The 21,659-nt window shown below is 60.8% G+C and carries 16 protein-coding genes and 2 tRNA genes; 8 read left to right on the forward strand and 10 right to left on the reverse strand.

Annotated elements, in window-relative coordinates; all coding sequences use genetic code 11:
• Positions 1-17: 17 nt before the first annotated feature.
• From B5E60_RS00600 to B5E60_RS00615, 4 genes are all read right to left on the reverse strand, one after another.
• On the reverse strand, positions 18-590 hold the full coding sequence (locus B5E60_RS00600) for an RNA polymerase sigma-70 factor (RefSeq protein ID WP_087308948.1): 573 nt from the start codon (positions 588-590) through the stop codon (positions 18-20).
• Between the two features lie 174 nt (positions 591-764).
• A tRNA-Lys gene (locus B5E60_RS00605) sits at positions 765-840 on the reverse strand.
• Positions 841-943: 103 nt separating this feature from the next.
• Positions 944-1,016: transfer RNA gene (locus B5E60_RS00610), tRNA-Lys, on the reverse strand.
• Positions 1,017-1,530: 514 nt separating this feature from the next.
• Positions 1,531-2,841 carry a glycoside hydrolase family 2 TIM barrel-domain containing protein gene (locus tag B5E60_RS00615; protein WP_087308949.1) on the reverse strand — a complete coding sequence of 437 codons (1,311 nt, stop codon included), beginning with the start codon at positions 2,839-2,841 and terminating at the stop codon, positions 1,531-1,533.
• Between the two features lie 52 nt (positions 2,842-2,893).
• Between B5E60_RS00615 and B5E60_RS00620 the strand changes: the two genes are divergently transcribed.
• Positions 2,894-3,343, forward strand: a complete 450-nt coding sequence (locus B5E60_RS00620) for a type I restriction enzyme HsdR N-terminal domain-containing protein (protein ID WP_087308950.1) — start codon at positions 2,894-2,896, stop codon at positions 3,341-3,343.
• Between the two features lie 108 nt (positions 3,344-3,451).
• Here B5E60_RS00620 and B5E60_RS00625 read toward each other — a convergent pair whose 3' ends face one another.
• From B5E60_RS00625 to plsY, 4 genes are all read right to left on the reverse strand, one after another.
• A complete protein-coding gene (locus B5E60_RS00625) occupies positions 3,452-4,192 on the reverse strand; it encodes a LytR/AlgR family response regulator transcription factor (RefSeq protein ID WP_087308951.1) in 741 nt (246 codons plus the stop codon).
• Positions 4,185-5,255, reverse strand: coding sequence for a sensor histidine kinase (locus B5E60_RS00630; RefSeq protein WP_087308952.1), 1,071 nt, complete (start codon positions 5,253-5,255; stop codon positions 4,185-4,187). Before B5E60_RS00630 ends, B5E60_RS00625 begins: the two co-directional genes overlap by 8 nt.
• 67 nt (positions 5,256-5,322) lie before the next feature.
• Positions 5,323-7,023 (reverse strand): AMP-binding protein, encoded by a 1,701-nt coding sequence (locus tag B5E60_RS00635; RefSeq protein ID WP_087308953.1) that lies wholly within the window; start codon positions 7,021-7,023, stop codon positions 5,323-5,325.
• Positions 7,024-7,154: 131 nt separating this feature from the next.
• On the reverse strand, positions 7,155-7,886 hold the full coding sequence (plsY, locus tag B5E60_RS00640; RefSeq protein WP_239403140.1) for a glycerol-3-phosphate 1-O-acyltransferase PlsY: 732 nt from the start codon (positions 7,884-7,886) through the stop codon (positions 7,155-7,157).
• 133 nt (positions 7,887-8,019) lie between these two features.
• On the opposite strand from plsY, the gene B5E60_RS00645 reads away from it, so the two are divergent.
• From B5E60_RS00645 to B5E60_RS00665, 5 genes are all read left to right on the forward strand, one after another.
• Positions 8,020-9,009: a YitT family protein gene (locus B5E60_RS00645; protein ID WP_087308954.1), complete on the forward strand. Its 990-nt coding sequence runs from the start codon at positions 8,020-8,022 to the stop codon at positions 9,007-9,009.
• Positions 9,010-9,186: 177 nt separating this feature from the next.
• Positions 9,187-10,536 (forward strand): tRNA (N6-isopentenyl adenosine(37)-C2)-methylthiotransferase MiaB, encoded by a 1,350-nt coding sequence (gene miaB, locus B5E60_RS00650; protein ID WP_087309079.1) that lies wholly within the window; start codon positions 9,187-9,189, stop codon positions 10,534-10,536.
• Positions 10,537-10,661: 125 nt separating this feature from the next.
• Positions 10,662-12,149: a DEAD/DEAH box helicase gene (locus B5E60_RS00655; protein ID WP_087308955.1), complete on the forward strand. Its 1,488-nt coding sequence runs from the start codon at positions 10,662-10,664 to the stop codon at positions 12,147-12,149.
• 42 nt (positions 12,150-12,191) lie between these two features.
• Positions 12,192-13,346 (forward strand): acyltransferase family protein, encoded by a 1,155-nt coding sequence (locus B5E60_RS00660; RefSeq protein ID WP_087308956.1) that lies wholly within the window; start codon positions 12,192-12,194, stop codon positions 13,344-13,346.
• Positions 13,347-13,365: 19 nt separating this feature from the next.
• On the forward strand, positions 13,366-15,930 hold the full coding sequence (locus tag B5E60_RS00665) for a beta-N-acetylglucosaminidase domain-containing protein (RefSeq protein ID WP_087308957.1): 2,565 nt from the start codon (positions 13,366-13,368) through the stop codon (positions 15,928-15,930).
• Between the two features lie 151 nt (positions 15,931-16,081).
• On the opposite strand, the gene der is transcribed toward B5E60_RS00665, so the two are convergent.
• Together der and B5E60_RS00675 are read right to left on the reverse strand one after the other, a co-directional pair.
• Positions 16,082-17,386, reverse strand: a complete 1,305-nt coding sequence (der, locus tag B5E60_RS00670; protein ID WP_087308958.1) for a ribosome biogenesis GTPase Der — start codon at positions 17,384-17,386, stop codon at positions 16,082-16,084.
• A 66-nt stretch (positions 17,387-17,452) separates the two neighbouring features.
• Complete coding sequence (locus B5E60_RS00675) at positions 17,453-19,567, reverse strand: cation:proton antiporter (RefSeq protein WP_087308959.1); 2,115 nt, start codon at positions 19,565-19,567, stop codon at positions 17,453-17,455.
• Between the two features lie 322 nt (positions 19,568-19,889).
• On the opposite strand from B5E60_RS00675, the gene B5E60_RS00680 reads away from it, so the two are divergent.
• Together B5E60_RS00680 and B5E60_RS00685 are read left to right on the forward strand one after the other, a co-directional pair.
• Positions 19,890-21,053, forward strand: a complete 1,164-nt coding sequence (locus B5E60_RS00680) for an MFS transporter (RefSeq protein WP_087308960.1) — start codon at positions 19,890-19,892, stop codon at positions 21,051-21,053.
• A 2-nt stretch (positions 21,054-21,055) separates the two neighbouring features.
• A complete protein-coding gene (locus tag B5E60_RS00685; protein ID WP_087308961.1) occupies positions 21,056-21,658 on the forward strand; it encodes an outer membrane beta-barrel protein in 603 nt (200 codons plus the stop codon).
• The last annotated feature ends 1 nt before the right edge of the window (position 21,659 follow it).

The following is a 21,659-nucleotide window of genomic DNA, read 5'->3' on the forward strand; positions in this document are numbered from 1 at the left end:
GACGCACAAGCGGGCGATCATACCCAACGCGAAATGAAAAAAAAGAACAATCCGGAGACCAGCGGCCCGAGTGCATGGCGTATGTCATTCAGTGCCAGCGACAGATGGTGTTCGACGGTGCGCTTCGAGAGGCTGAGGCGTTCGGCGATCTCGGCGTTGGAGAGGTGCTCTTCGCGGCTGAGGCGATAGATCAGCTGCCGTTGGGCGGGCATTCGGGCGATGGCGTTGTCGACGAGCCGGGCCATTCGTTCCGAGTCGTAGCAGTAGGGGAGGTCGCAGGAGGGTTCCTGACACTCCTGTTGGGCCAGGAGGTATTTCAGACTGGACTGCTTGCGCCGGAGGTAGTCGCAGGTTTCGTTGCGGGCGATGGTGAACAGATAGGCGTCGAGCGACTGGATGCGGACGAGCGACTGGCGGTTGTTCCAGATCTTGAGGAAGACATTCTGCGTGAGATCGGCCGCCGAGTCGCTTCCGTGCAGGATGGTCCGGATGAAGCGGAAGACCTTGGCATGGTAGCGCATGAACACCTCCTCATAGGCGTTTTTCTCGCCTCGGGAGAGGCGTTTGAGAAGATCGGAATCGGTGTTCACGGGTTAGGACGGTCGGTTTTGTGGTTCAAAGATACGAAAATAATGATTCGTCCGGACTTTTTTGTCTGAAAAGTAATCGAATCGTCATATCGGACCGTGGGGGCTGCCGGGGATGGGGCAGATAAAGCCGGGGTGGAATAAAAAAACCGGCAATCTTTCGATTGTCGGTCTTTCTGGTACCCCCTCAGGGGCTCGAACCCTGGACCCCAACATTAAGAGTGTCGTGCTCTACCAACTGAGCTAAAGAGGCATCAATCATTCACTGATTGCAGATGCAAAGATAGGGAGAAAATTTCTATTTCGCAAGACAAATTGAAAAGAAAAAAGCGGAAACCTTTCGATTTCCGCTTTCGTACCCCCTCAGGGGCTCGAACCCTGGACCCCAACATTAAGAGTGTCGTGCTCTACCAACTGAGCTAAAGAGGCATCAATCAATTCCTGATTGCGAGTGCAAAGATAAGTATAATTTTCTTCTCTCCCAAGAAAAAACGAAAAAAATTACAAAATTCTTTTTCCGAGGCTCTGCCGGCGCCTTCTGTCCGGCTCCTCAGCCAAACTTTGCCCGGTTTCCCTGAGAAGTTTTGCCCGGTTTCCCTGAGAAGTTTTGCCCGGTTTCCCTGAGAAGCTCGGCCCGGTTCTTCTGAGAAGCTTTGCCCGGTTTCCCTGAGAAGCTCGGCCCGGTTCTTCTGAGAAGCTCACTCCGGCTCCTCTGAAACGTTCGGCCCGCCTCCTCCGGCAGGCTCGGCGTTGGCGGCCGGATGTTTCCGAGAGGTATTGCCCGGTCTTGCCGAAACGTTCAGTGTGACGATTTCGAGTATTCCGAGGCATCCAACCGGCTTTGCCGATGGGCCCGGCCGTCCGCTACCCACCCCTCCGCTCGATTGCATTTCTGGACTGCGGCAACTCCCCGGCGACCGTCGGGACGGGCTGCCACCTTATTTTACTCCAGAAGAAGCCGGTCGCTGTTCCATTCGCCGCCGGCCTCGGGATAGATGAAGGGTCGCTGTTCGTCGATGCGCTTCATCTTCAGATAGGTCTCGTAGAGGTTGATGCCGTTGGCCGAACGGGTGGCCAGCGAGAAGGCAATGACCGACGGATGACGCTTGGTGGTGTGATAGCTGTTCCAAGCGCGTTCGAGGTAGGCCTCTTTCCAGGCCGGATCGTTCGACGGATTGCCGCCCACGCGTCGCGAATCGCCGCTGCGCTGCGTGTCGATCGGCGCCTGGGCGATGACGCAGATCCCCTGGCCGTCGCAGGCATTCAGAAAGTCCTCGGAGACGGGGCCGGGCAGCAGTTTGAAGGTGTTGTACCCCTGTTCGCGCAGCTCGGCGATCTCGTTTTCGGAGATCGTGGCCGGCACCTCGCGCACGCGCAGCGTCATTGGCGTACCGTTCAGCTGCAGCTGCCCCTCGCGGACCTCAACCTGCCGGAATCCGAGCCGCAGCTCCTCATACTCGACATAACGCCCCTCGTACTGCGTCTTAAGGCGCAGGATGTATTGGGTCGGGAGTTCGGGCGACCAGAGCATGTTGGCCGGGATGCGGGCCAGAAAGCGGATCGTATCCTCGCCGCGCATCCTTAGGGTCAGGTCCTTGAATCCGGCGGCGGCATCTTCACCCGAGGGGGCGATCAACTGATAGTGGATGCGCGACGTGCGGGGGTTGAGCGCCTCGCTCTTGACGACGACGGCCACCTCGGCCGTGGCATATCCGTTTTCGCCGACACGACGCGTGCGGGTTTCGACGTCGCGGATGCGCATCGTGGGCTGGCTTTGCAGCCAGATGCCGCCGAGCGTGGGTTCGGGATTCTCCCGCCAGCTTTCGAGCGGCGCGGTGGGCGAGGGGGTGATGACCCGGATCTCGACCTGATTGCGCCCCTCGTGGGTCAGTTTGGTGATGTTGAATTCGGCGGGCGAATTCCCGTCGGCCACGTAGGCGGCCTGGCGGTCGTTGATCCAGACCTCGTAGTCGCCCGACGACTGCCCGACGTGGAGCAGCACCTGGCGGTTGGCCCAAGCGAAGGGTACGGTGAAGTTCGTGGTGAAACGGGTGGCCGTTTCATCGAACGTCCACTGGGTCAGCCGGGTGAAATAGCGGTTGTCGCCTCCGTCGGCTGCCGAAGCGGCCTCGGCCGAGGGGTAGGCGATGAGTTCTCCGCGCGGGAGCTCACGGCCGAACGAGGGCTGGTAAGCCTCCTGGGCCTGAAGCCCGCAGAGGGAAAAAAGCGCGATGGATGCGAGGATCGTCCGCATAAGATTCGTATATTTGTGCTCGGTAAAGATAGACAATTTTTTCGAGACTGCGATGAACGACCTCCCCAAACTCCATTTTCCGCCCATTCGGCTGCGGGCCCGTCAGCGGGGCGAGGCGGTTGAGGTGTGGGATTCGCTGCGCGGCATCTATCTGGTGCTGACCCCCGAGGAGTGGGTGCGCCAGCATCTGATTGCCTGCCTGATTGCGCAGTGCGGGGCGCAGCCCACGCGCATCGTGCAGGAGTATGCCGTGCAGCTCAACGGCCAGCCTCAGCGGGCCGATGTGGTGGTGGTCGACGATGCGGCGCGGCCGCTGCTGGTGGCCGAGTGCAAGGCGCCGCACGTGAAGATCGACGGACGGACCTTTGCACAGGCCGTCCGTTACAATTCGGTGCTCGGGGCCCGGTATGTGGTGCTGACCAACGGTCTGCAGCACTACTGTTGTGAGTTCTGTGACGGGCAGTACCGCCGTCTCGACCGTTTCCCCGACCTGCGGCGGTGACCCTCCCCGGGCGCTGCTCCTTTCATCCGCACCCAGTCGCCGCCCTGCGGCCTGCCGCCTTTCCTGCGGCTCACGCGACCGAACGTTTCGAGGGTCCCTCCTCTCTTGTCAGAGATTCCGGAAATTCTGCCGGATGTAGTTCAGGAAAGCCTCCTTGTAGTTTTCGCCGATCGGTACGTACTCCGAGTCGTTGAGGTAGATGCGCCCCTTGATATAGGAGTGGATGGCCCGCAGATTGACGATGTAGGAGCGGTGCACGCGCATGAACGAGTCGGAAGGCAGGGCCGTCTCCATGTTCTTGAGGCGGAAAAGCGTGGTGATGGCCGTTCCGTTGGCCAGATGCAGTCGGACGTATTCGCCCTCGCTTTCGATGTAGAGGATATCGGCGATTCGGACGAGCGAGACCTTGTAGTCGGCCTTCACCGTGAGGTATTCCCGATCCCGGGGCAGGGCCTCCGTTTCGGGCTCCTGGGCGGGGCGTTGGTTGTGGCGCAGTTCGTAGAGTGAATTGGCCTTGGCTGCCGCACGGCTGAAGTCGGCGAAACTGAAGGGCTTGAGCAGATAATCCACCGCGTCGAGTTTGAAACCCTCGACGGCATACTCCGAGTAGGCGGTCGTGAAGATGATCATGGGTCGTTCGACCAGCCCCCTGACGAAATCCACACCGTTCAGATCGGGCATGTTGACATCCACGAAGATCAGGTCGATCTTCTCCTCGGCGAGACGCTGCTGGGCCTCGAGGGCGTTGTTGAAGCGCGCCACGAGTTCGAGATAGGGGACTTTGGCGATATAGGCGGCGATCTGACGCAGCGCCAGCGGTTCGTCGTCGATGGCGATACATTTAAGCATGGAGCGTGGGTATTTCGAGTTTTACGGTGTAGGTGTCGTCGGTTTCGCGGATATCGAGCGCATAACCCTTGTCGCCGTAGATGAGTGCGAGTCGTTTGCGGACGTTTTCCAGTCCGATGCCGACGGAATGGCGCCTTTCGGGTGCGGCGTGGCGGCTGTTGCGGATTGTGGCATAGACCTTTCCGTCGGCATATTCGACGTGGATGCGGATGAACGAGGGGTGGTTGTAGCTGATTCCGTGTTTGAAGGCATTCTCGACGAAGACGATCAGCAGCAGCGGCGGAATCTGCACCTGTTCGGGCAGGTCGCGGGGATACTCCACGCGAATGTCCACATCGTCCGTATAGCGGATGCGCATCAGTTCGATGTAGTTCTTCAGGAACTGGATGTCGCGGTTGAGCGAGATCAGTTCGTGGCCCGATTCGTAGAGGACGTATCGCATCATCTTCGAGAGTTCGATGACGGCGCTTTTGGCCGATTCCGCGTCGATGTCGATCAGGGCGTGGATGTTGTTGAGCGTGTTCATGAAGAAGTGAGGATTGATCTGATACTTCAGATAATCCATTTCGGCCTGGAGATTCTGGCGTTTGAGGGCCTCCATCTGCTGTTCGTCGCGCATGGACTGGTAGATGAGCTTGATGCCGGTGTTTGCACCGGTCATGAAGAATCCGAGGATGATGTTCCAGTAGATCTCCAGGTTGGAGAACGAAGCCTGTCGGTAGGCTTCCGAGACATTGATGCTGGTCTGTTCGATGAGGTTGTCGGCCAGGTGTTTTTCGTAGATCTGCACCAGCCAGAAGACGCCGATGATCAGGACCAGATCGCTCAGCAGATACTTTCCGTACTTGTGACGGAGCATGTATCTCGGGGCGAGGAACGTATTGTGGATGACGAAGATGATCAGATAGGGAGCGATCTGCCTCCAGGCGATGAGGACGTTTTCCAGATTGATGTGCATTTCGGACATCATCTGGGAGTTGAGCACCGGCACCAGGATGATGGCCGCCCAGACCATCACGTAGAGCAGATTTTCGCCAATGGCTTGCTTGCGGGTGAATTTCATGACCCAAAGATACGGAAAAAGCCCGGTTTTCAAAAACCGGGCCTTGTGACGGATGCAGACCTCTGCGCTATTTGTTGAGCAGCGACGGCTCGTAGAGATAGCGCTTGATGCTGCGCTTGGGGGTCTTCTCGAACTCGGTGGGGTAGATCACGATGTCGGCCACACGCTCGTAGGCGGCCAGCTGCGAGTTGAGTTCCTGCAGATTCTTCTGCATGATCTGCGGCAGGTCGGCCTTGTCCACGCCTTCGGCATCGGCCTGTTCGTAGTCGGGGACCACCAGCGCCTTGAGACGTCCGTTTCCGGTGTCGAGTACCAGCGACTCCAGCACCAGATACATGTTGTTCAGCTTGTCCTCGATCTCCTCGGGGTAGATGTTCTGTCCGTTTCCGGAGAGGATCATCGTCTTCGAGCGGCCGCGGATGTAGAGCGTGCCGTCGGGATCCATCGTTCCCATGTCGCCCGTATGGAGCCAGCCGTCGGGGTCGAGCACCTTTTCGGTGTCCTTTTCATTCTTGTAGTAGCCCTTCATGACGTGTTCGCCGCGGACGATGATCTCGCCGGCGACGTGTTCGGGATCCGGCGAGTCGATCTTCACCTCGAGCAGCCCCTTGAGGTAGCGGCCGCACGACGACTGCTTGAATTCGTTGTCGGGGGCGAAACTGATCAGCGGCGCACACTCGGTCATGCCGTAGCCGATCGTGATCGGGAAGTGGATCTTTCGCAGGAAGGATTCGGTCTCCTGGTTCATGGGGGCGCCGCCGACGATGAAGAGCGAGACGTTGCCGCCGAAGGCGTCCATGAGTTTCTTGCGGATGACCGAGTAGATGGCCGTGTTGAGCAGCGGAATCTTCATGGCGATGGACATCGGGCCCTTTTCGAGCAGCGGGAGGACCTGTTTGCGGTAGACCTTTTCGAGGATCATCGGCACGCAGCAGATGATCGTGGGTTTGACGACGGCCATGGCCTCGATGAGGATCTTGGGCGAGGGAATGCGGCCCAGCAGGGTGATGTGACCGCCGACGGCCATCGGGGCCAGGAAGTCGAAGGCGCAGCCGTAGGCGTGGGCCAGCGGCAGGAACGACAGCGTGCGGCCTCCGCGCTGGAAGTAGAGCTGGCCGGTCTGGGTGTTGAGGGCCGACATGGCGAAGACGACGTTTCCGGTGAGGTTGTTCACCGTGAGCATCACCCCTTTGGAGTATCCGGTGGTTCCGGAGGTGTAGTTCAGGAGGATGACGCGGTCGTTGGGGACGTCGGGATATTTGATGTCGTTGATGCTGAATCCGCGGGGGTATTTCGTGCGGTAGTTCTTGAGGATGTCGCGCTGGAACTTGGTGAGCGACTTTCCGTCGCGTTCGTAGATGACGTGGAAGTCCGTGAGCGAGAAGACAGCCTCGATCTGGCGGATCTGATCCTCTTCGATGACGTCCCAGAAGTTGTCGCCCAGGAACAAGAGGCGGCTTTCCGAGTGGTTGATGATGTGGATGACGTCCGCGGGGGTGAAGTCCTGCAGGATGGGGACGATGACGGCGCCGTAGGTGATCGTGGCCAGATAGGTGATGCACCATCGGGGGTTGTTACGTCCGATCAGGGCGATTTTGTCGCCCTGTTTGATGCCGGCCTTTTTGAAGAGCAGGTGGAGTTTGGCGATCTCCTTGGCCATTTCGTAATAGGAGAAGGTCTCGTCCTTGAAATAGTCGGTCAGAGCCGACATTTCGCGGTTTTCACGGAAACTCTTTTCGTATATTTTCAGTAGGTTCTCCTGTAACATAGGCAGGGATTTGTTTTCGGTTTTATCTCTTGTAGGTGGCTTGTCCCCGTCTGACCTCGTTTGGCCGGTATGTTGCCCGCTCCTTTTCGCCGGGCTCTTTCGCTGCTTCTTTTCGCAGACCCCCCCCCGGGTTATTCGGATTTGGGGGCGTTGTCTTCCGGCTTGGGTCCGGTGGCCGGCTTGTCGGACGCACCTCCCGCTTCGGACTTGATCTTCACGTTGCGGGGTTTCCAGATGTAGATCTTCGATTCGGTTCCGGCCTTGAGTCGTTCGATATTCTTGCGGTGGGTGTAGATGAGCAGGATGGCGATGACGAACGAGAAGACGACGAAGGGAATCGAGCCGTTGACCTTCGGGGAGATGAGCGTGAAGACGGGGAAGCAGCAGCCGGCGACCATCGAGGCCAGCGACACGTAGTGGAAGATCATCAGCACGATGAGCCAGACGCCGAAGCAGAGCATGGCCACGGGCGGGTAGATTCCCGTCACGGCGCCGACGAGCGTGGCGACGCCCTTACCGCCGCGGAAGCCGGCGAAGATGGGGAAGATGTGGCCCAGGACGGCGGCGAATACGGCTCCGATCTTGAGGTTTATAAGGTCGTTGGCTCCGATCAGGTCGTCATACTGCATGAGTTCGATGATCGTCACGGCGACGAAACCCTTTAGGAAGTCGAGGACGAAAACCGGAGCTGCGGCCCGTTTTCCGAGGACGCGGAGCATGTTTGTGGTACCGGCATTCTTGGATCCGTATTCGCGGATGTCGATGCCGTAATATTTCTTGCCGATCCACACGGCGCTCGGAATCGAGCCCAGCAGATAGGCAATGATAATCATGGTGGTAGCGGTATAAATGGTCAGAATCATGGTTGTTCGGGAGTTTGGTTCCTTATGCAAATATAACAAAAAAATCCGGATCGGAAAGGGGAAGAGGAAAAAAGCGGCAGGAAGGGGATAAATCGGAAGATTTTCGTATCTTTGTCCATCCAATAAAAAACGTATGAATACGAAGACCTTACTTGAACCGATGGGATCGTGGGCCTGGTGGCGCTCGTGGTTTCTGATTTTCCTCGGCTGCTCGATCATGGGCACAGGGTTCGTGCTTTTCATCAACCCCTATAATTTTGTGCCGGGCGGAGTCTACGGTATGGGTATTGTGCTCCACAATATTTTCCCCTCGATTCAGGTCGGAACCTTCGGCTATATGTTCGACATTCCGCTGATGCTGACGGCGATGATGGTTTTCGGCGGAGGTTTCGGTACGCGGACGGTGCTGGCGGCGCTCTACACGCCGGGCTTCATGAACATCCTCACGCGGCTGATCTACCCGACCCCCGAGGCGGTCGAATCGTTGGATCCGGCGCTGATGCTGGGCGGACGGCTCGATCTGTCGGACGATCTGCTGCTGACCTGCATCATGGGGGCCGTGGCCGTCGGGGTGGGCCAGGGAATTGTCGTGCGGCAGCAGGCTACCACCGGCGGAACCGACATCGTGGGCATGCTGTTGCAGAAGTTTGCCGGGATCAAGTTCTCGACGGGCATTTTCCTGGCCGACGGATTTGTCGTGCTGTCGGGACTGCTCGTGATCGGTTTCGGACTTGGAACGGGCGATGCGGCCTCGAACGGATGGATGCTGACGCTCTATTCGCTGCTGACGATCTACATCTCGTCGCGTGTGGTGGCCTACCTGCTCGACGGAGCCTCCTATGACAAGCTGCTCTTCATCATCAGCGATCATCACGAAGAGATCAAGCGGTTCATCATCAACGATATGGAGCGCGGTGCCACCTACCTCAAGGGCAAGGGCATGTTCACGGACAAGTCGCGCGACGTGATCTTCCTGGTCATCAGCCGCAAGGAGGTGCATCTGGTTCAGAACCGCATCCGGGAGATCGACCCGCGGGCCTTCGTGGTGGTGACCGATGCCTACGAGACCTTCGGCGAGGGCTTCAAGCAGTTCCCAGACAAGAACCAGATCCAGGCCGAATAGCCCGGGGCGAGAGAAGGGGCCGGAGAAGGGGCGAGAGCCGGAGCGAACAGAGAGGGGCCGGAGACGAGGCTCGAGAGACGAGGCCGGAGCGAATCGGAACTGCTGCGCGAGCTGGAGCCGATGCGAGGGCAGGAGACGAAACGCCCCGTTGCCGCGGCTCCCGAAAAAACGAAAACGATGGAATTGAATACGAATACATTGCGACCCCTCCGGGGCGAGGGGCGGAAACTCTTTGTCGAGACCTACGGATGCCAGATGAATGTCGGCGATACGGAAATTGTGGTCTCGCTGATGCAGAACGAAGGATATGTCTATACGGACCGGATCGACGAAGCGGATGTGATCCTGATCAATACATGCTCGATCCGCGATAATGCCGAACAACGCATCTGGGGCCGTCTGGCCGAGATGAAACGCCTGCGGCGCCAGCATCCGGGCCTCATCATAGGAATTATCGGCTGCATGGCCGAACGCCTGCGCGAAAAGCTGCTCGAAGGCCCCTCGGGCGTCGATGTCGTGGCCGGACCGGACGCCTACCGCGATCTGCCGCGTCTGGTCCATACGGCCGAGTCGGGCGGCAAGGGGGTCAACGTGCTCCTCTCCACGGAGGAGACCTACGCCGAAATTGCCCCCGTGCGGTTGGACCGCAACGGCGTGAGCGCCTTCGTGGCGATCATGCGCGGCTGCAACAACTTCTGCTCCTACTGCGTGGTCCCCTATACGCGGGGACGCGAGCGGAGCCGTGACGCCGAGACGATCGTGGCCGAGGCCCGGAGCCTCTTCGAGAACGGCTACCGCGAGGTGACCCTTCTGGGCCAGAACGTCAATTCGTACCGCGCAGGCGATGTCGATTTTCCGGAACTGCTGCGGCGTGTGGCCTTGATCTCGCCGCTGTTGCGCGTGCGCTTTGCCACGTCGCACCCCAAGGACATGAGCGACCACCTGCTCGAAACCATGGCTTCGATGCCCAACATCTGCCGCTCGATCCACCTGCCGGCGCAGTCGGGCGCCACCTCTATGCTCGAACGCATGAACCGCAAGTATACGCGCGAGTGGTACCTCGACCGCATTGCGGCCATCCGGCGCTATATGCCCGACTGCTCGATTACGACGGACCTGATTGCCGGCTTCTCGGGCGAAACCGAGGAGGAGCACCGGCAGACGCTCTCGCTCATGCGCGAAGTGGGTTACGACTTTGCCTACATGTTCAAATATTCGGAGCGTCCGGGGACCTTTGCCCAGAAACACCTGGGCGACGACGTGCCCGAGGAGGTGAAGTCGCGGCGCCTGCAGGAGATCATCGCGCTGCAGAACGAACTGGGGCTTGAGAGCTACCGCCGCGACGTGGGCCGCGAGTTCGAGGTGCTGGTCGAGGGCGAGTCGAAGCGCAACCCGAACCAGTTGTCGGGCCGTACGTCGCAGAACAAGGTGGTGGTCTTCGATCGGGGCGACCACCGTGTGGGCGAATACGTGCGGGTGCGCATCACGGGCTGTACGGCCGCCACGCTCTTCGGCGAGGCGCTGTAGCCGACCGGGCCGCACGGCGGTCGAAGGGCTGCCATGCCATGAAACAGGAAAACAGAGCGCCGCAGAAGAGATGGACCTATACGCCGGCGCGCAGATATAGATGAATTTAAGAGAGATACGAAATTATGCGATTTGACGAATTGGACCTGGAGGATGAGATTCTCGACGGTCTTGACGATATGAATTTTCAGGAGATGACTCCCGTTCAGGAGCAGACCATTCCGGTGATCCTCGAGGGTCACGACCTGATCGGCTGCGCCCAGACCGGCACGGGCAAGACGGCGGCCTATACGCTTCCGCTGCTGAACCGGCTGCTGCTCGAGGGCAACGAGGAGAATGTGGTGAAGTCGCTGATCATCGTGCCGACGCGCGAGTTGGCGTTGCAGATCGACCAGCAGTTCCAGGGTTTTTCGTATTATGCGCCGATCTCGACGACGGTTGTCTACGGCGGTGGTGACGGCAAGGGCTGGGACCTGCAGAAGAACGGCATGCTGAACGGATCGGACGTGGTGATCGCCACGCCGGGGCGCATGATCTCCCACCTGCAGAACAGCCACGTGGACCTTTCGCACGTCGAGTACCTGATCCTCGACGAGGCGGACCGCATGCTGGACATGGGCTTCAGCGACGACATCATGAAGATCATCTCCTACCTGCCCGAGAAGCGGCAGACGATCATGTTCTCGGCGACGCTTCCTCCGAAGATCCGCCAGCTGGCCAAGACGATCCTGCACGATCCCGTGGAGGTGAGCATCGCCATCTCGAAACCCAACGAGGCGATCGACCAGTCGGCCTACATCTGCTACGAGAGCCAGAAACTGGGGCTGATCCGCGAACTTTTTGCACAGCCTTCGGAGTCGAAGACGATCATCTTCTCGTCGTCGAAACTCAAGGTCAAGGAGCTGGCCCACACGCTCAAGCGGATGAAGCTCGACGTGGCGGCGATGCACTCGGATCTGGACCAGTCGCAGCGCGAGGAGGTGATGCTCAACTTCAAGAACAACAAGGTGAAGATTCTGGTGGCCACGGACATCGTGGCGCGCGGTATCGACATCGAGGATATCGGACTGGTGATCAACTACGACGTGCCGCACGATCCGGAGGACTACATCCACCGCATCGGCCGTACGGCGCGTGCCGCGGCGACGGGCAGCGCCATTACGTTCGTCAACGAGGAGGAGCAGGGCAAGTTCCACCAGATCGAGAAGTTCATCGAGCGGGATATCCGCAAGGCGGAGCTTCCGGCCAGCGTGGGCGAGGGACCGAAATACGAGCCCGAGGAGGCCCGCAAGCGGGGCGGCCGCGGAGGCCGCAGCCGCAGCAAGGGCGGCGACGGTCGGGGACACGGCCGCGGACGGCGTGACCGTCTGCGCGACAAACCCCGCGGCACGAATTCGGCGCCGCGCGACGCACAGCCGGCCGCCGAGACTCCCCGCCCGACGGAGGGGGCGGCTTCGAAGAGTCCGGCCCCTGCGGCCGTTGCTGCGCCTGCAGCAACGGGCGACAAGCCGCGCAAGCGGCGTCACCGCGGCGGACGCCGCCACCGCCGGGGCAATGCCTCGGGCGAAGGAACTCCGACACCGGCAAGCGGCAGCACGCCGAGCGGCGAATAAGCCTCCACCGAAATTGATTGATGAACCTTGAACCTCCTACCCATGCAAAACCGGACCTCTGCGACCTTTGCGGATTCTAAACCTCACTACGAACTGCTCGACGGATTGCGCGGCGTGGCGGCGTTGGTCGTCATCTGGTATCACGTCTTCGAGGGTTTTGCGACGAGTCCCGTCGACCAGTGTTTCAACCACGGTTATCTGGCCGTCGACTTTTTCTTCATTCTTTCGGGGTTTGTGGTGGGTTACGCCTACGACGACCGCTGGCGGCGCCGGAGCCTTACGCTCGGCAGTTTCATCAAGCGGCGACTGATCCGCCTGCATCCGATGGTGGTGCTGGGGGCGGTGTTGGGTGCCGTGACCTTCTGCCTGCAGGGGCGCGTCATGTGGGACGGCACGCAGGTGGCCCTCTCGGCGGTGATGCTCGCGCTGTTGCTGCACCTCTTTCTGATCCCGGCGCTTCCGGGCTCGACGCCCGAGGTGCGGGGCAACGCGGAGATGTATCCGCTCAACGGTCCTACGTGGTCACTCTTCTTCGAATACATCGGCAATCTGCTCTATGCGCTCTTTCTGCGCCGACTGCCGACCCGTTGGCTGGCGGGTTTCGTCGCTCTGGCGGGGGCCGGACTGGCCGCTTTTGCCTTGGGCAACGGTTCGGGATTCGGCCATCTGGGCGTGGGGTGGTCGCTGGCGGGCAACAACCTGCCGGGCGGCCTGCTGCGTCTGTTGTTTGCCTTTCCGATGGGGCTGCTGCTGTCGCGGATCTTTCGTCCCGTGGCCGTCCGCGGGGCCTTCTGGCTCTGCAGTCTGATCGTGATTCTGCTGCTTGTCGTTCCGTATGTCGGCGACGGCTCGAATCCGACCTGGAACGGCCTTTACGATGCGCTGTGCGTGGTGGTGGCCTTCCCGCTGCTGGTGTGGCTCGGGGCCTCGGGCCGGGCGACCGATCCGGCGACCTCGCGCATTTGCCGCTTCCTGGGCGACATCTCCTATCCGGTCTATGTGATCCACTATCCCTTCATGTATCTCTTCTATGCGTGGCTTTGGGAAGGGGAGAAGATCCCCTTTGCCGAGGCATGGCCCGTGGCGGCCGGCCTCTATGCGGGCGTGATCCTGCTGGCCTGGGCGGCGCTGAAACTCTACGACGAACCTGTCCGGAGGTGGTTGACACGCCGCTTCGTGACGCATCATACCCTGTAAAACCTTTCCAGCCCGACTTATGAATACCTTAAACAAATGTTTTTCCACAGCCGCCTTTTCGGTCCTGCTGCTGGGCGGAACCCTTTCGGCCCAGGAACCCGACTTTGACCTTTCGGCACAACGATCCGAAATCCAGACTGTTGCGCCCGTTCCGGGTTGCCGGCTGGATCACGGCGGCATCGTCATCAACCCCACGCCGCAACAGATGGGGATTGATTCCACGCAACGGCTCGACATCTCGCGGGGCCTCTGCCTGAAGGATCCCGCAGGTTGCTTTGCGGAGGATGTCGATTTCGTAAAGTTTGCGGACAAGGGACCCCGTCTGGAGATCCTTTTCGGGGCCAAACGGGCCGCACGTCAGGGGGTCAAACCCGTATCGGGGGCCTATCGGCTGACGGTGGATGCCCGCGGCGTTACGATCACGGGCTACGACGAGTGCGGCGCCTTCTACGGTTTGCAGACGCTTCGGCAACTGATTGCCAGCCCCGCCTCGGCGGGCGGGCGCATTCCCCATGTGACGGTGAACGACTATCCCGATCTTCCGAGCCGCGGCGTGGTCGAGGGCTTCTACGGCACGCCCTGGTCGCACGAGGTGCGGATGTCGCTGATCGACTTCTACGGACGCTTCAAGCTGAATACCTATGTCTATGGTCCGAAGGACGACCCCTACCACAGCTGCCCCAACTGGCGGAAGCCCTATCCCGAACAGGAGGCGATGCAGATCCGCGAACTGGTCGATGCCTGCCGCCGCAATCGGGTCGATTTCGTCTGGGCGATCCATCCGGGACAGGATATCCGCTGGAACGAGGAGGATTACCGGAATCTGGTCGGCAAGTTCGAGCGGATGTATGAACTGGGAGTCCGATCGTTTGCCATCTTCTTCGACGACATCTCGGGCGAGGGAACCGATCCGGAGCGGCAGGTTGCGCTGCTCAACCGCCTGACGGAGGAGTTCGTCCGGGCGAAGGGCGATGTGGCTCCGCTGGTGGTCTGCCCGACGGACTATTCGCGGCTGTGGGCCAACCCTACGCCGCAGGGGAGTCTGTCGATCTACGGACGGAAGCTCGATCCGTCGGTCCGGGTCTTCTGGACGGGCGACGTGGTCTGCAGCGATCTGACGCCCGAGACGCTCGAGTGGGTTGACAGCCGTATTTGCCGCCCTGCCTACTTCTGGTGGAACTATCCCGTGACGGATTACGCGCGGCATATCATGCTGCAGAGCCCGGTCTACGGGCTCGACACGACGCTGACGGCACAGCAGGTGTGCGGCATTGCGAGCAACCCGATGGAGCACGGCGAGGCTTCGAAACTGGCGCTGTACGGCGTGGCGGACTATGCGTGGAACGTCGAAGCGTACAATGCCCTGGACAACTGGGAGCGGGGTCTGGGCGAACTGATTCCCGAGGCCCGCGAGGCCTACCGCACCTTTGCTATCCACTCGGCCGATACGGAGAGCGGCTACCGCCGCGATGAATCGTGGGAGACCTGCACGTTCCGGCTCGATGAATGGACGGCCCCGGCTGCCGCGGCCCTTCGTGCGGAGTTCGAGCGGGTGGAGCAGGCTCCGGCAATCCTCGAGGCCCGGTGCACGAATCGGGCCCTGCTCGGGGAGTTGCGTCCGTGGCTTGATGAGTTTGCCCGGCTGGGAGCCCGCGGACTTCGGGCACTGGATCTGATGGAGGCCTTCCGAGCCGGAGCGGATGATGCCGCGTTCTGGCTGCAGTATGAGGCCAACCTGATGAGCGCGGCCGAACGTCGCAGCTACGGGGCACACCGTTCGGGAACGATGAAGCTGCAGCCCTTCTATCAGCAGGCGATGGACGACATGGGATATGGTTGGATGGAACGCATGCTGGGCCGGAAGCCGATGACGTTGCGTGGGATCGGTTCGTTTGCCAGTGCGCATACGCTGCAGACCCGTCCGATGTTCGACAACGACTCGACGACCTACTACACGTCGGGCATCTCCCAGAAACCGGGCGATTGGATAGGCGTTGATCTGGGAGGCGTGCATGGCGTCGGCGAGGTCCTGGTCCTGCAAGGACGCAACTCGACGAGGGATGTCGACTATTTCGACCATGCCGTGCTGGAGTACTCGGTTGACGGGCGGCAGTGGTCTCCGCTGCTCGATGAACTCGACAAACAATATGTGGTCCGTTGGACGGGCAGCCCGGTCGAGGCTCGGTATGTACGGCTGCGGGGTCTGGATTCGAAACGGACGAACCATGTGGCCATCCGCTCGTTCGAGATCAATCCGCTGCATGCGGATCGGCTTCCTGCCCGGCTGTCGGGCCCCGACGCCGGGGATGAGTCCCGGCTTCCGTATGCATTCGACGAACGTTTGGATACGTCGCTGCCCCTCTCCGGGACGCTGGAGTTGTCCGTTCGGCCCGGTACGGAACAATATACGCTGCTGATGGGAGGATTGGATGCCCCCGTGCGGATCGAACAGTTGTCGGCCGACGGCGAAGTGTTGGAACGGGACGAGACCGGGAACTCTTTCTTCCGGTTTGCCGTTGCGAAGGGGACTGCGACTCTCCGCGTGACGGGAGATGTTGAGATTTTCGAGGTGATCGCCCGATAGCGGGCGTTAGTTGATCGAGTGAGGCGGGAGCCGGGATGTTGATACCCGGTTCCCGTCTTGCTTTTGCGCTCTTTGAGGGGCACAGACGGCGGTCAACGGGTGAGGATGGAGCGGAGACGGTTGCCGAGCTTCCGTTTGCCCGGAGTTGCGTTTACTTTTGCCTGAAATAGATTTGCATCGGGACGCCCGAAAAATCCCAGTGGTCGCGGATGTTGTTCTCCAGGAAACGACGATAGGGCTCCTTGATGTACTGCGGCAGGTTGACGAAAAAGGCGAACTGCGGCGTCGGCGTCGGAAGCTGCGTCACGTACTTGATCTTGATATATTTGCCTTTGGTTGCGGGAGGCGGATAGTTCTCGATGAGCGGCAGCAGGAAGTCGTTCAGCTCGGAGGTGGCGATGCGGCGTTTGCGCGACTGGTAGACGCGGATGGCCGTCTGCAGCACCTCGAGGATCCGCTGCTTGTTGATGACCGAGGTGAAGATGATCGGAATGTCGTTGAACGGCGCGAGCTTCTTCTTGAGGAACTCGGTCCACTCCTTCATCGTGTTGTTGTCCTTTTCGATCAGGTCCCACTTGTTGACCACGATGACGCACCCCTTACGGTTGCGGACGATCAGGTTGTGGATGTTCAGGTCCTGCGATTCCAATCCCTGCTGGGCATCGAGCATCAGGATGCAGACGTCGGAGCTCTCGATGGCGCGGATCGACCGCATCACGGAGTAGAACTCCAGATCCTCCATCGTCTTGCCCTTCTTGCGCATGCCGGCCGTGTCGACGAGGTAGAAGTCCATGCCGTACTTGTTGTAACGGGTGCGGATCGAGTCGCGTGTGGTGCCGGCGATCGAGGTGACGATGTTGCGCTCCTGGCCGAGCAGGGCATTCGTCAGCGAGGATTTCCCGACGTTGGGGCGCCCGACGATGGTGATGTGGGGCAGATCGTCCTCCTCGTCGGAGGTAGCGTCGGCGGGCAGCGCTGCGAGGATGGCATCCATCAGGTCTCCCGTACCGCTTCCGGACATCGAACTGATGCAGTAGGGGTCGCCCAGACCGAGGGCATAGAATTCGTTCGAGCTGAATATCAGATCGTTGGTGTCGACCTTGTTGCAGACCAGAATCACCTTCTTCGAGGTGCGGCGCAGGATGTCGGCCATGAGCATGTCGAGGTCGGTGATGCCGGTGCGGACCTCCACAAGGAAGAGGATCACGTCGGCTTCGTCGATGGCCAGCAGGACCTGTCGGCGGATCTCGTCTTCGAAGATATCCTCCGAGTTGACGGTGTAGCCGCCGGTGTCGATGACCGAGAATTCGCGGCCGTTCCAGTCGGTTTTGCCGTAATGGCGGTCGCGGGTGGTTCCGGCCGTGGAGTCGACGATGGCCTTACGCTCACCGACCAGGCGGTTGAAGAGGGTGCTTTTTCCGACGTTCGGACGTCCGACGATTGCTACGAGGCTCATGTTCTGCGATGTTCTTTATGCTTATTTTGGGGTACAAAGATAGCGCAAATCTCGGGAATTGCAAAACTATACCCGGATGTAGCGGCTCTCGGTGTCGCCGGCCTGCACGGGGTAGAGCAGCACGGAGCTGTAGCCGGCGAAGTGGTGCTCCAGATAGGCCGGGATGCGGCTCATCGAGGGGTGGTAGGAGACGCGGTCGCGGCGGCTCATGACGAACCACAGACAGTCGTCGTCGCGCATGTCGTGTCCAAGCGAGGGCAGGTCGTCCCACTGCGTGAAGGGGACGTAGTCGATGTTGTCCGGGCGTCTGCGTTCCCGCGGGCGGAGGTAGGCCAGCGTCGATTCGGGGGCCAGCAGCGAGACTTTCGCTCCGGAGTTCTCGGCCAGCAGCCGGATCCGGCGCAGCCATAACTTGAAGCCGGCCTCCTGTTCGGCCTTCTCGGGAACGACGATCAGGTGGCGCTTGATGGTGGCCAGCGGCTGTACGGGATGGTAGATGAAGGTGGTCAGGTTGCTCTGCATCAGTACGTCTGCGGTCATCTTGCCGATGCCGGGGCCCGAAGCTCCGGAGATGCCCGGCAGAACCGGCAGTCCCGGCATCGAGGGAGGCATCTGGTGCATACCCATAATGATGTCGGTGATGTTGCGCTCGCGGCTCACGCTGACGATGGCATTCGAGATGTTGACGTCGTAGCGCATCAGCTCCTGGAGATAGATATCGCTGGCGGCGGCCGTCGTGGCGGCGGTTTCGAGGAGCTTCTCGGCCCGTTTTTCGGCCGAGGGGTCCTCGACCTGGTTGTCGATGGCGTGCAGGGCGTAGAGGCGTCCGCCGGGCTCCTTGGCGCGCTTGAGCATGACGCTCAGCGCGACGAGTTCCTCGACCGTCTGTTCGTTGGCCACGGGGATCAGCAGGTGCTCCTCGACCTTGGCGCTCTTTTCGTCCGTATCGGGATGGGTCTGGCGCACGGCGATGTTGTGGGCGCCGCGCTGCGTGGCGAAGGTCGAGACGGTGCACGTGGCCAGGATCATCAGGATCGTGCCGTTCAGGACGCTCTCGTTGAGCAGGCGGATCGGCTCGCCGTCGGGCGTATGGCCGAGGATGACGTTGTAGCCCACCATCACGGCGGCGAGCGTGGCGGCGACGTGGGCCGAACTCAGTCCGAAGATCACCGTACGCTGGTCGCGCGAGAGGCGGAAGCTCTTCTGCGTGAGCCAGGCGGCGATGAACTTGGCGGCGGTGATCAGCACGATCATCACGGCGGCCACCTCGAGGCTCTCCCAGTCGCGGAAGAAGGCGCGGTAGTCGATCAGCATGCCGACGCCGATCAGGAAGAAGGGGATGAAGATGGCGTTGCCGACGAATTCGATGCGGTTCATCAGCGGCGAGGTGCGGGGGATCAGCCGGTTGAGGGCGATTCCCGAGAGGAAGGCGCCGATGATGGGTTCGAGGCCGGCCAGCTGGGCGAGGAACGACCCGAGGAAGACCATCGCCAGGACGAAGATGTACTGCGAGATGTTGTCGCTGACCTGCTTGAAGAACCAGTGGGCGATGATCGGGAATACGAAGACGATGATGGCGATGCAGAGGGCCACCGAACCGGCCAGCTGCCACCAGAACATCTCGTTGACGTTTCCCGTGGCCATGCCGACGATGACCGTGAGCAGCAGCAGGGCGAGCGTGTCGGTGATGACCGTGCCGCCGACGGCGATGGTGACGGCCTTGTCGCGGGCGATGCCGAGTTTGCTGACGATGGGGTAGGCGATCAGGGTCTGCGAGGCGAAGAGTCCGGCGAGCAGGATCGACGAGTAGATCGAGAATCCGAGGACGTAGTATCCGGCCAGGATGCCCAGCAGGAGCGGGACGCAGAAGGTGTAGAGACCGAAGACGAGGCTTCGCCAGCTGTTGTGGCGGAAGTCGGACATGTCCATGTCCAGCCCCGAGAGGAACATGATGTAGAGCAGGCCGGCCGTTCCTGAGAGGATGATGCTGCTGTCGCGCAGCACGAGGTTCAGGCCGTGGGGGCCGATCACCGCGCCGGCGATGATGAGCCCCAGCAGATAGGGGATCTTGAGCTTGTTGAGCAGCAGCGGGGCTGCCAGGATGATGACCAGAATCAGCAGGAACTTGAGGATCGGGTCTTCGAGCGGCAGCGAGAAGTCTATGTGGGCGAACAGATACATGATCGGATGAGTCGACTGCAAGTTTAGAACAAATATAGGAAAAAATGCGCGGAAAAACAAGCTCCCGAGCGGGATTTGTCGCCGGACCGACACCGGGGAGTCGGCTGCCGGTGGCGGATGCGGGGCTTTTCCAGGTGACGGACAGCGACTTTCGTTCGATGGAGAAGCCTTGGCCGCCGGGGGAAAATCGGTGCCGGGACAGCCTTTCGTGCCGAAAAACGCCCGTACGGAGGATCCCCGGGGAGAAATAATCGCACGGCGGAGTGCGTTTTTCCGGAAAAAAACGTAACTTTGAAGAATCGAACAACGTAAACAACAACGCATGACGAACCGTACCCCGATCTCCGCCCGGTTGTTGTGCCCCGTTCTGGCGGGCTTCTTCATCATGGGATTCTGCGACCTGGTGGCCCCCATTACGGGGCGTATCGCCGCGGATTTTCCCGCCGAGGAGCAGACGGCCGTGAGCTTTCTCCCGACGATGGTCTTCCTGTGGTTTCTGGTGCTCTCGACCCCCGTTGCGGCACTGATGAACCGCTGGGGGCGCAAGGCGACGGCGCTGGCGGGTTATGCCCTCACCTTTGCGGGGCTGATGATCCCCTGGGCGGCGGGTGCCGCGTGTCTGCTGAGGTGGTATTTCGTCGGATTCGGCCTGCTGGGCATCGGCAATACGTTCGTGCAGGTGGCCGTCAACCCGCTGCTGGCGACGATCGTCCCCGGCGAGCGGATGACCAGCTACCTGACCGTCGGGCAGATCTTCCGCAACACGTCGCTGTTGCTGCTGGCGCCGCTGGTGACCGCGCTTGTGGCGTGGACGGGCTCGTGGCGGCTGCTGCTGCCGATCTACGCCGGACTGACCGTCGTCGGAGGCGTGTGGCTGCAGCTGACGGCGATCCCCGAACCGCCGTGCAGCGAACGGACCGCCGGACTGGCGGAGTGCTTCCGCCTGCTGAAGAACCGCCGTGTCTTGCTCTCGGCGCTGGGCATGGCCTGCTTCATTGCCGGCGACGTGGCCATCGGATACCTCTCCGTGCGGCTGATTGACAACCCCTCGTCGATCCTTACGACGACGGGCTTCTACGCCTGCCGCATTGTCGGAACGCTCGTCGGGGCGTGGGTGCTCGTGCGCTTCTCCGACGTGAAGTACCTGGCCTGGAACATGGCCGTGGGCCTGGTGTTGGCCGTGGCGCTGATCTTCGTGCGCAACGAGGCGGCGATCTATGCGGCCGTCGGGGTGCTGGGCTTCGTGATGGCGTGCGTCTTCGCCACGTTCTACGCCGTGGCGACGAAGGCCGTGCCGGAGCGGGCCAACGAGGTGGCCGGACTGATGATCCTCGCCATTGCGGCCGGAGCCGTCTCGGGGCCGGTGTGCGGGGCGGTGATCCGTGTGACGGGGAACCCTCATGCGGGAATGATCTTTGTGGCGGTCTGCCTGGCCTACATGCTTTGGGCGGCAATCCGCCTCGGACGGGACAAAAACGGAAAATGACTATGAACAAACTGCTGAAAATCCTCTTGACGCTGCTGCTGGCCGGCTCGGCCGGGAGTGCTGCGGCACAACGCCCCCGCACGTTGGTGGAGTGGGGCGTGATCGGGGGTATCAACATCCCCGACTATACGACGAACATGGATGCCACGGACATCCGCAACAAAATGGGCTGGCAGGCCGGTATCGTCACGGCCGTCAAGCTGGGCGCCTTCGCCGTCGAGCCGCAGATCCTCTACGTGCGGCAGGGGCTGCGCATCCGTCCCGAAGGGGGCGGCGAGCTGAACCTGAAGTCGAATTCGATCGACGTGCCGGTGCTGGCGTCGTTCCGCCTGCTCAGTCCGCTGCGCATCTACGCCGGACCGGTCTTCACGGTGATGAACGACTGCAAGCAGAAGTCGGGCGGCGATCTGCTCGATTTCGGGCGGATCCGTCCGTCGGTGTCGTACACGGTCGGTGCCGGGGTGGTGCTGCTGCGCCACCTGCTGGTCGACGTGCGCTACAACGGCCAGTTCCGCAGCAAGCACGACGTGGTGCTTCCGGACGGCCGCCAGCTGGACAAACTCCGTACCTACAACGTGGCGCTCAGCGTCGGTTATATCTTCTGAT

It is taken from the genome of Alistipes sp. An116 (genome assembly GCF_002161005.1).
GTDB lineage: Bacteria > Bacteroidota > Bacteroidia > Bacteroidales > Rikenellaceae > Alistipes > Alistipes megaguti.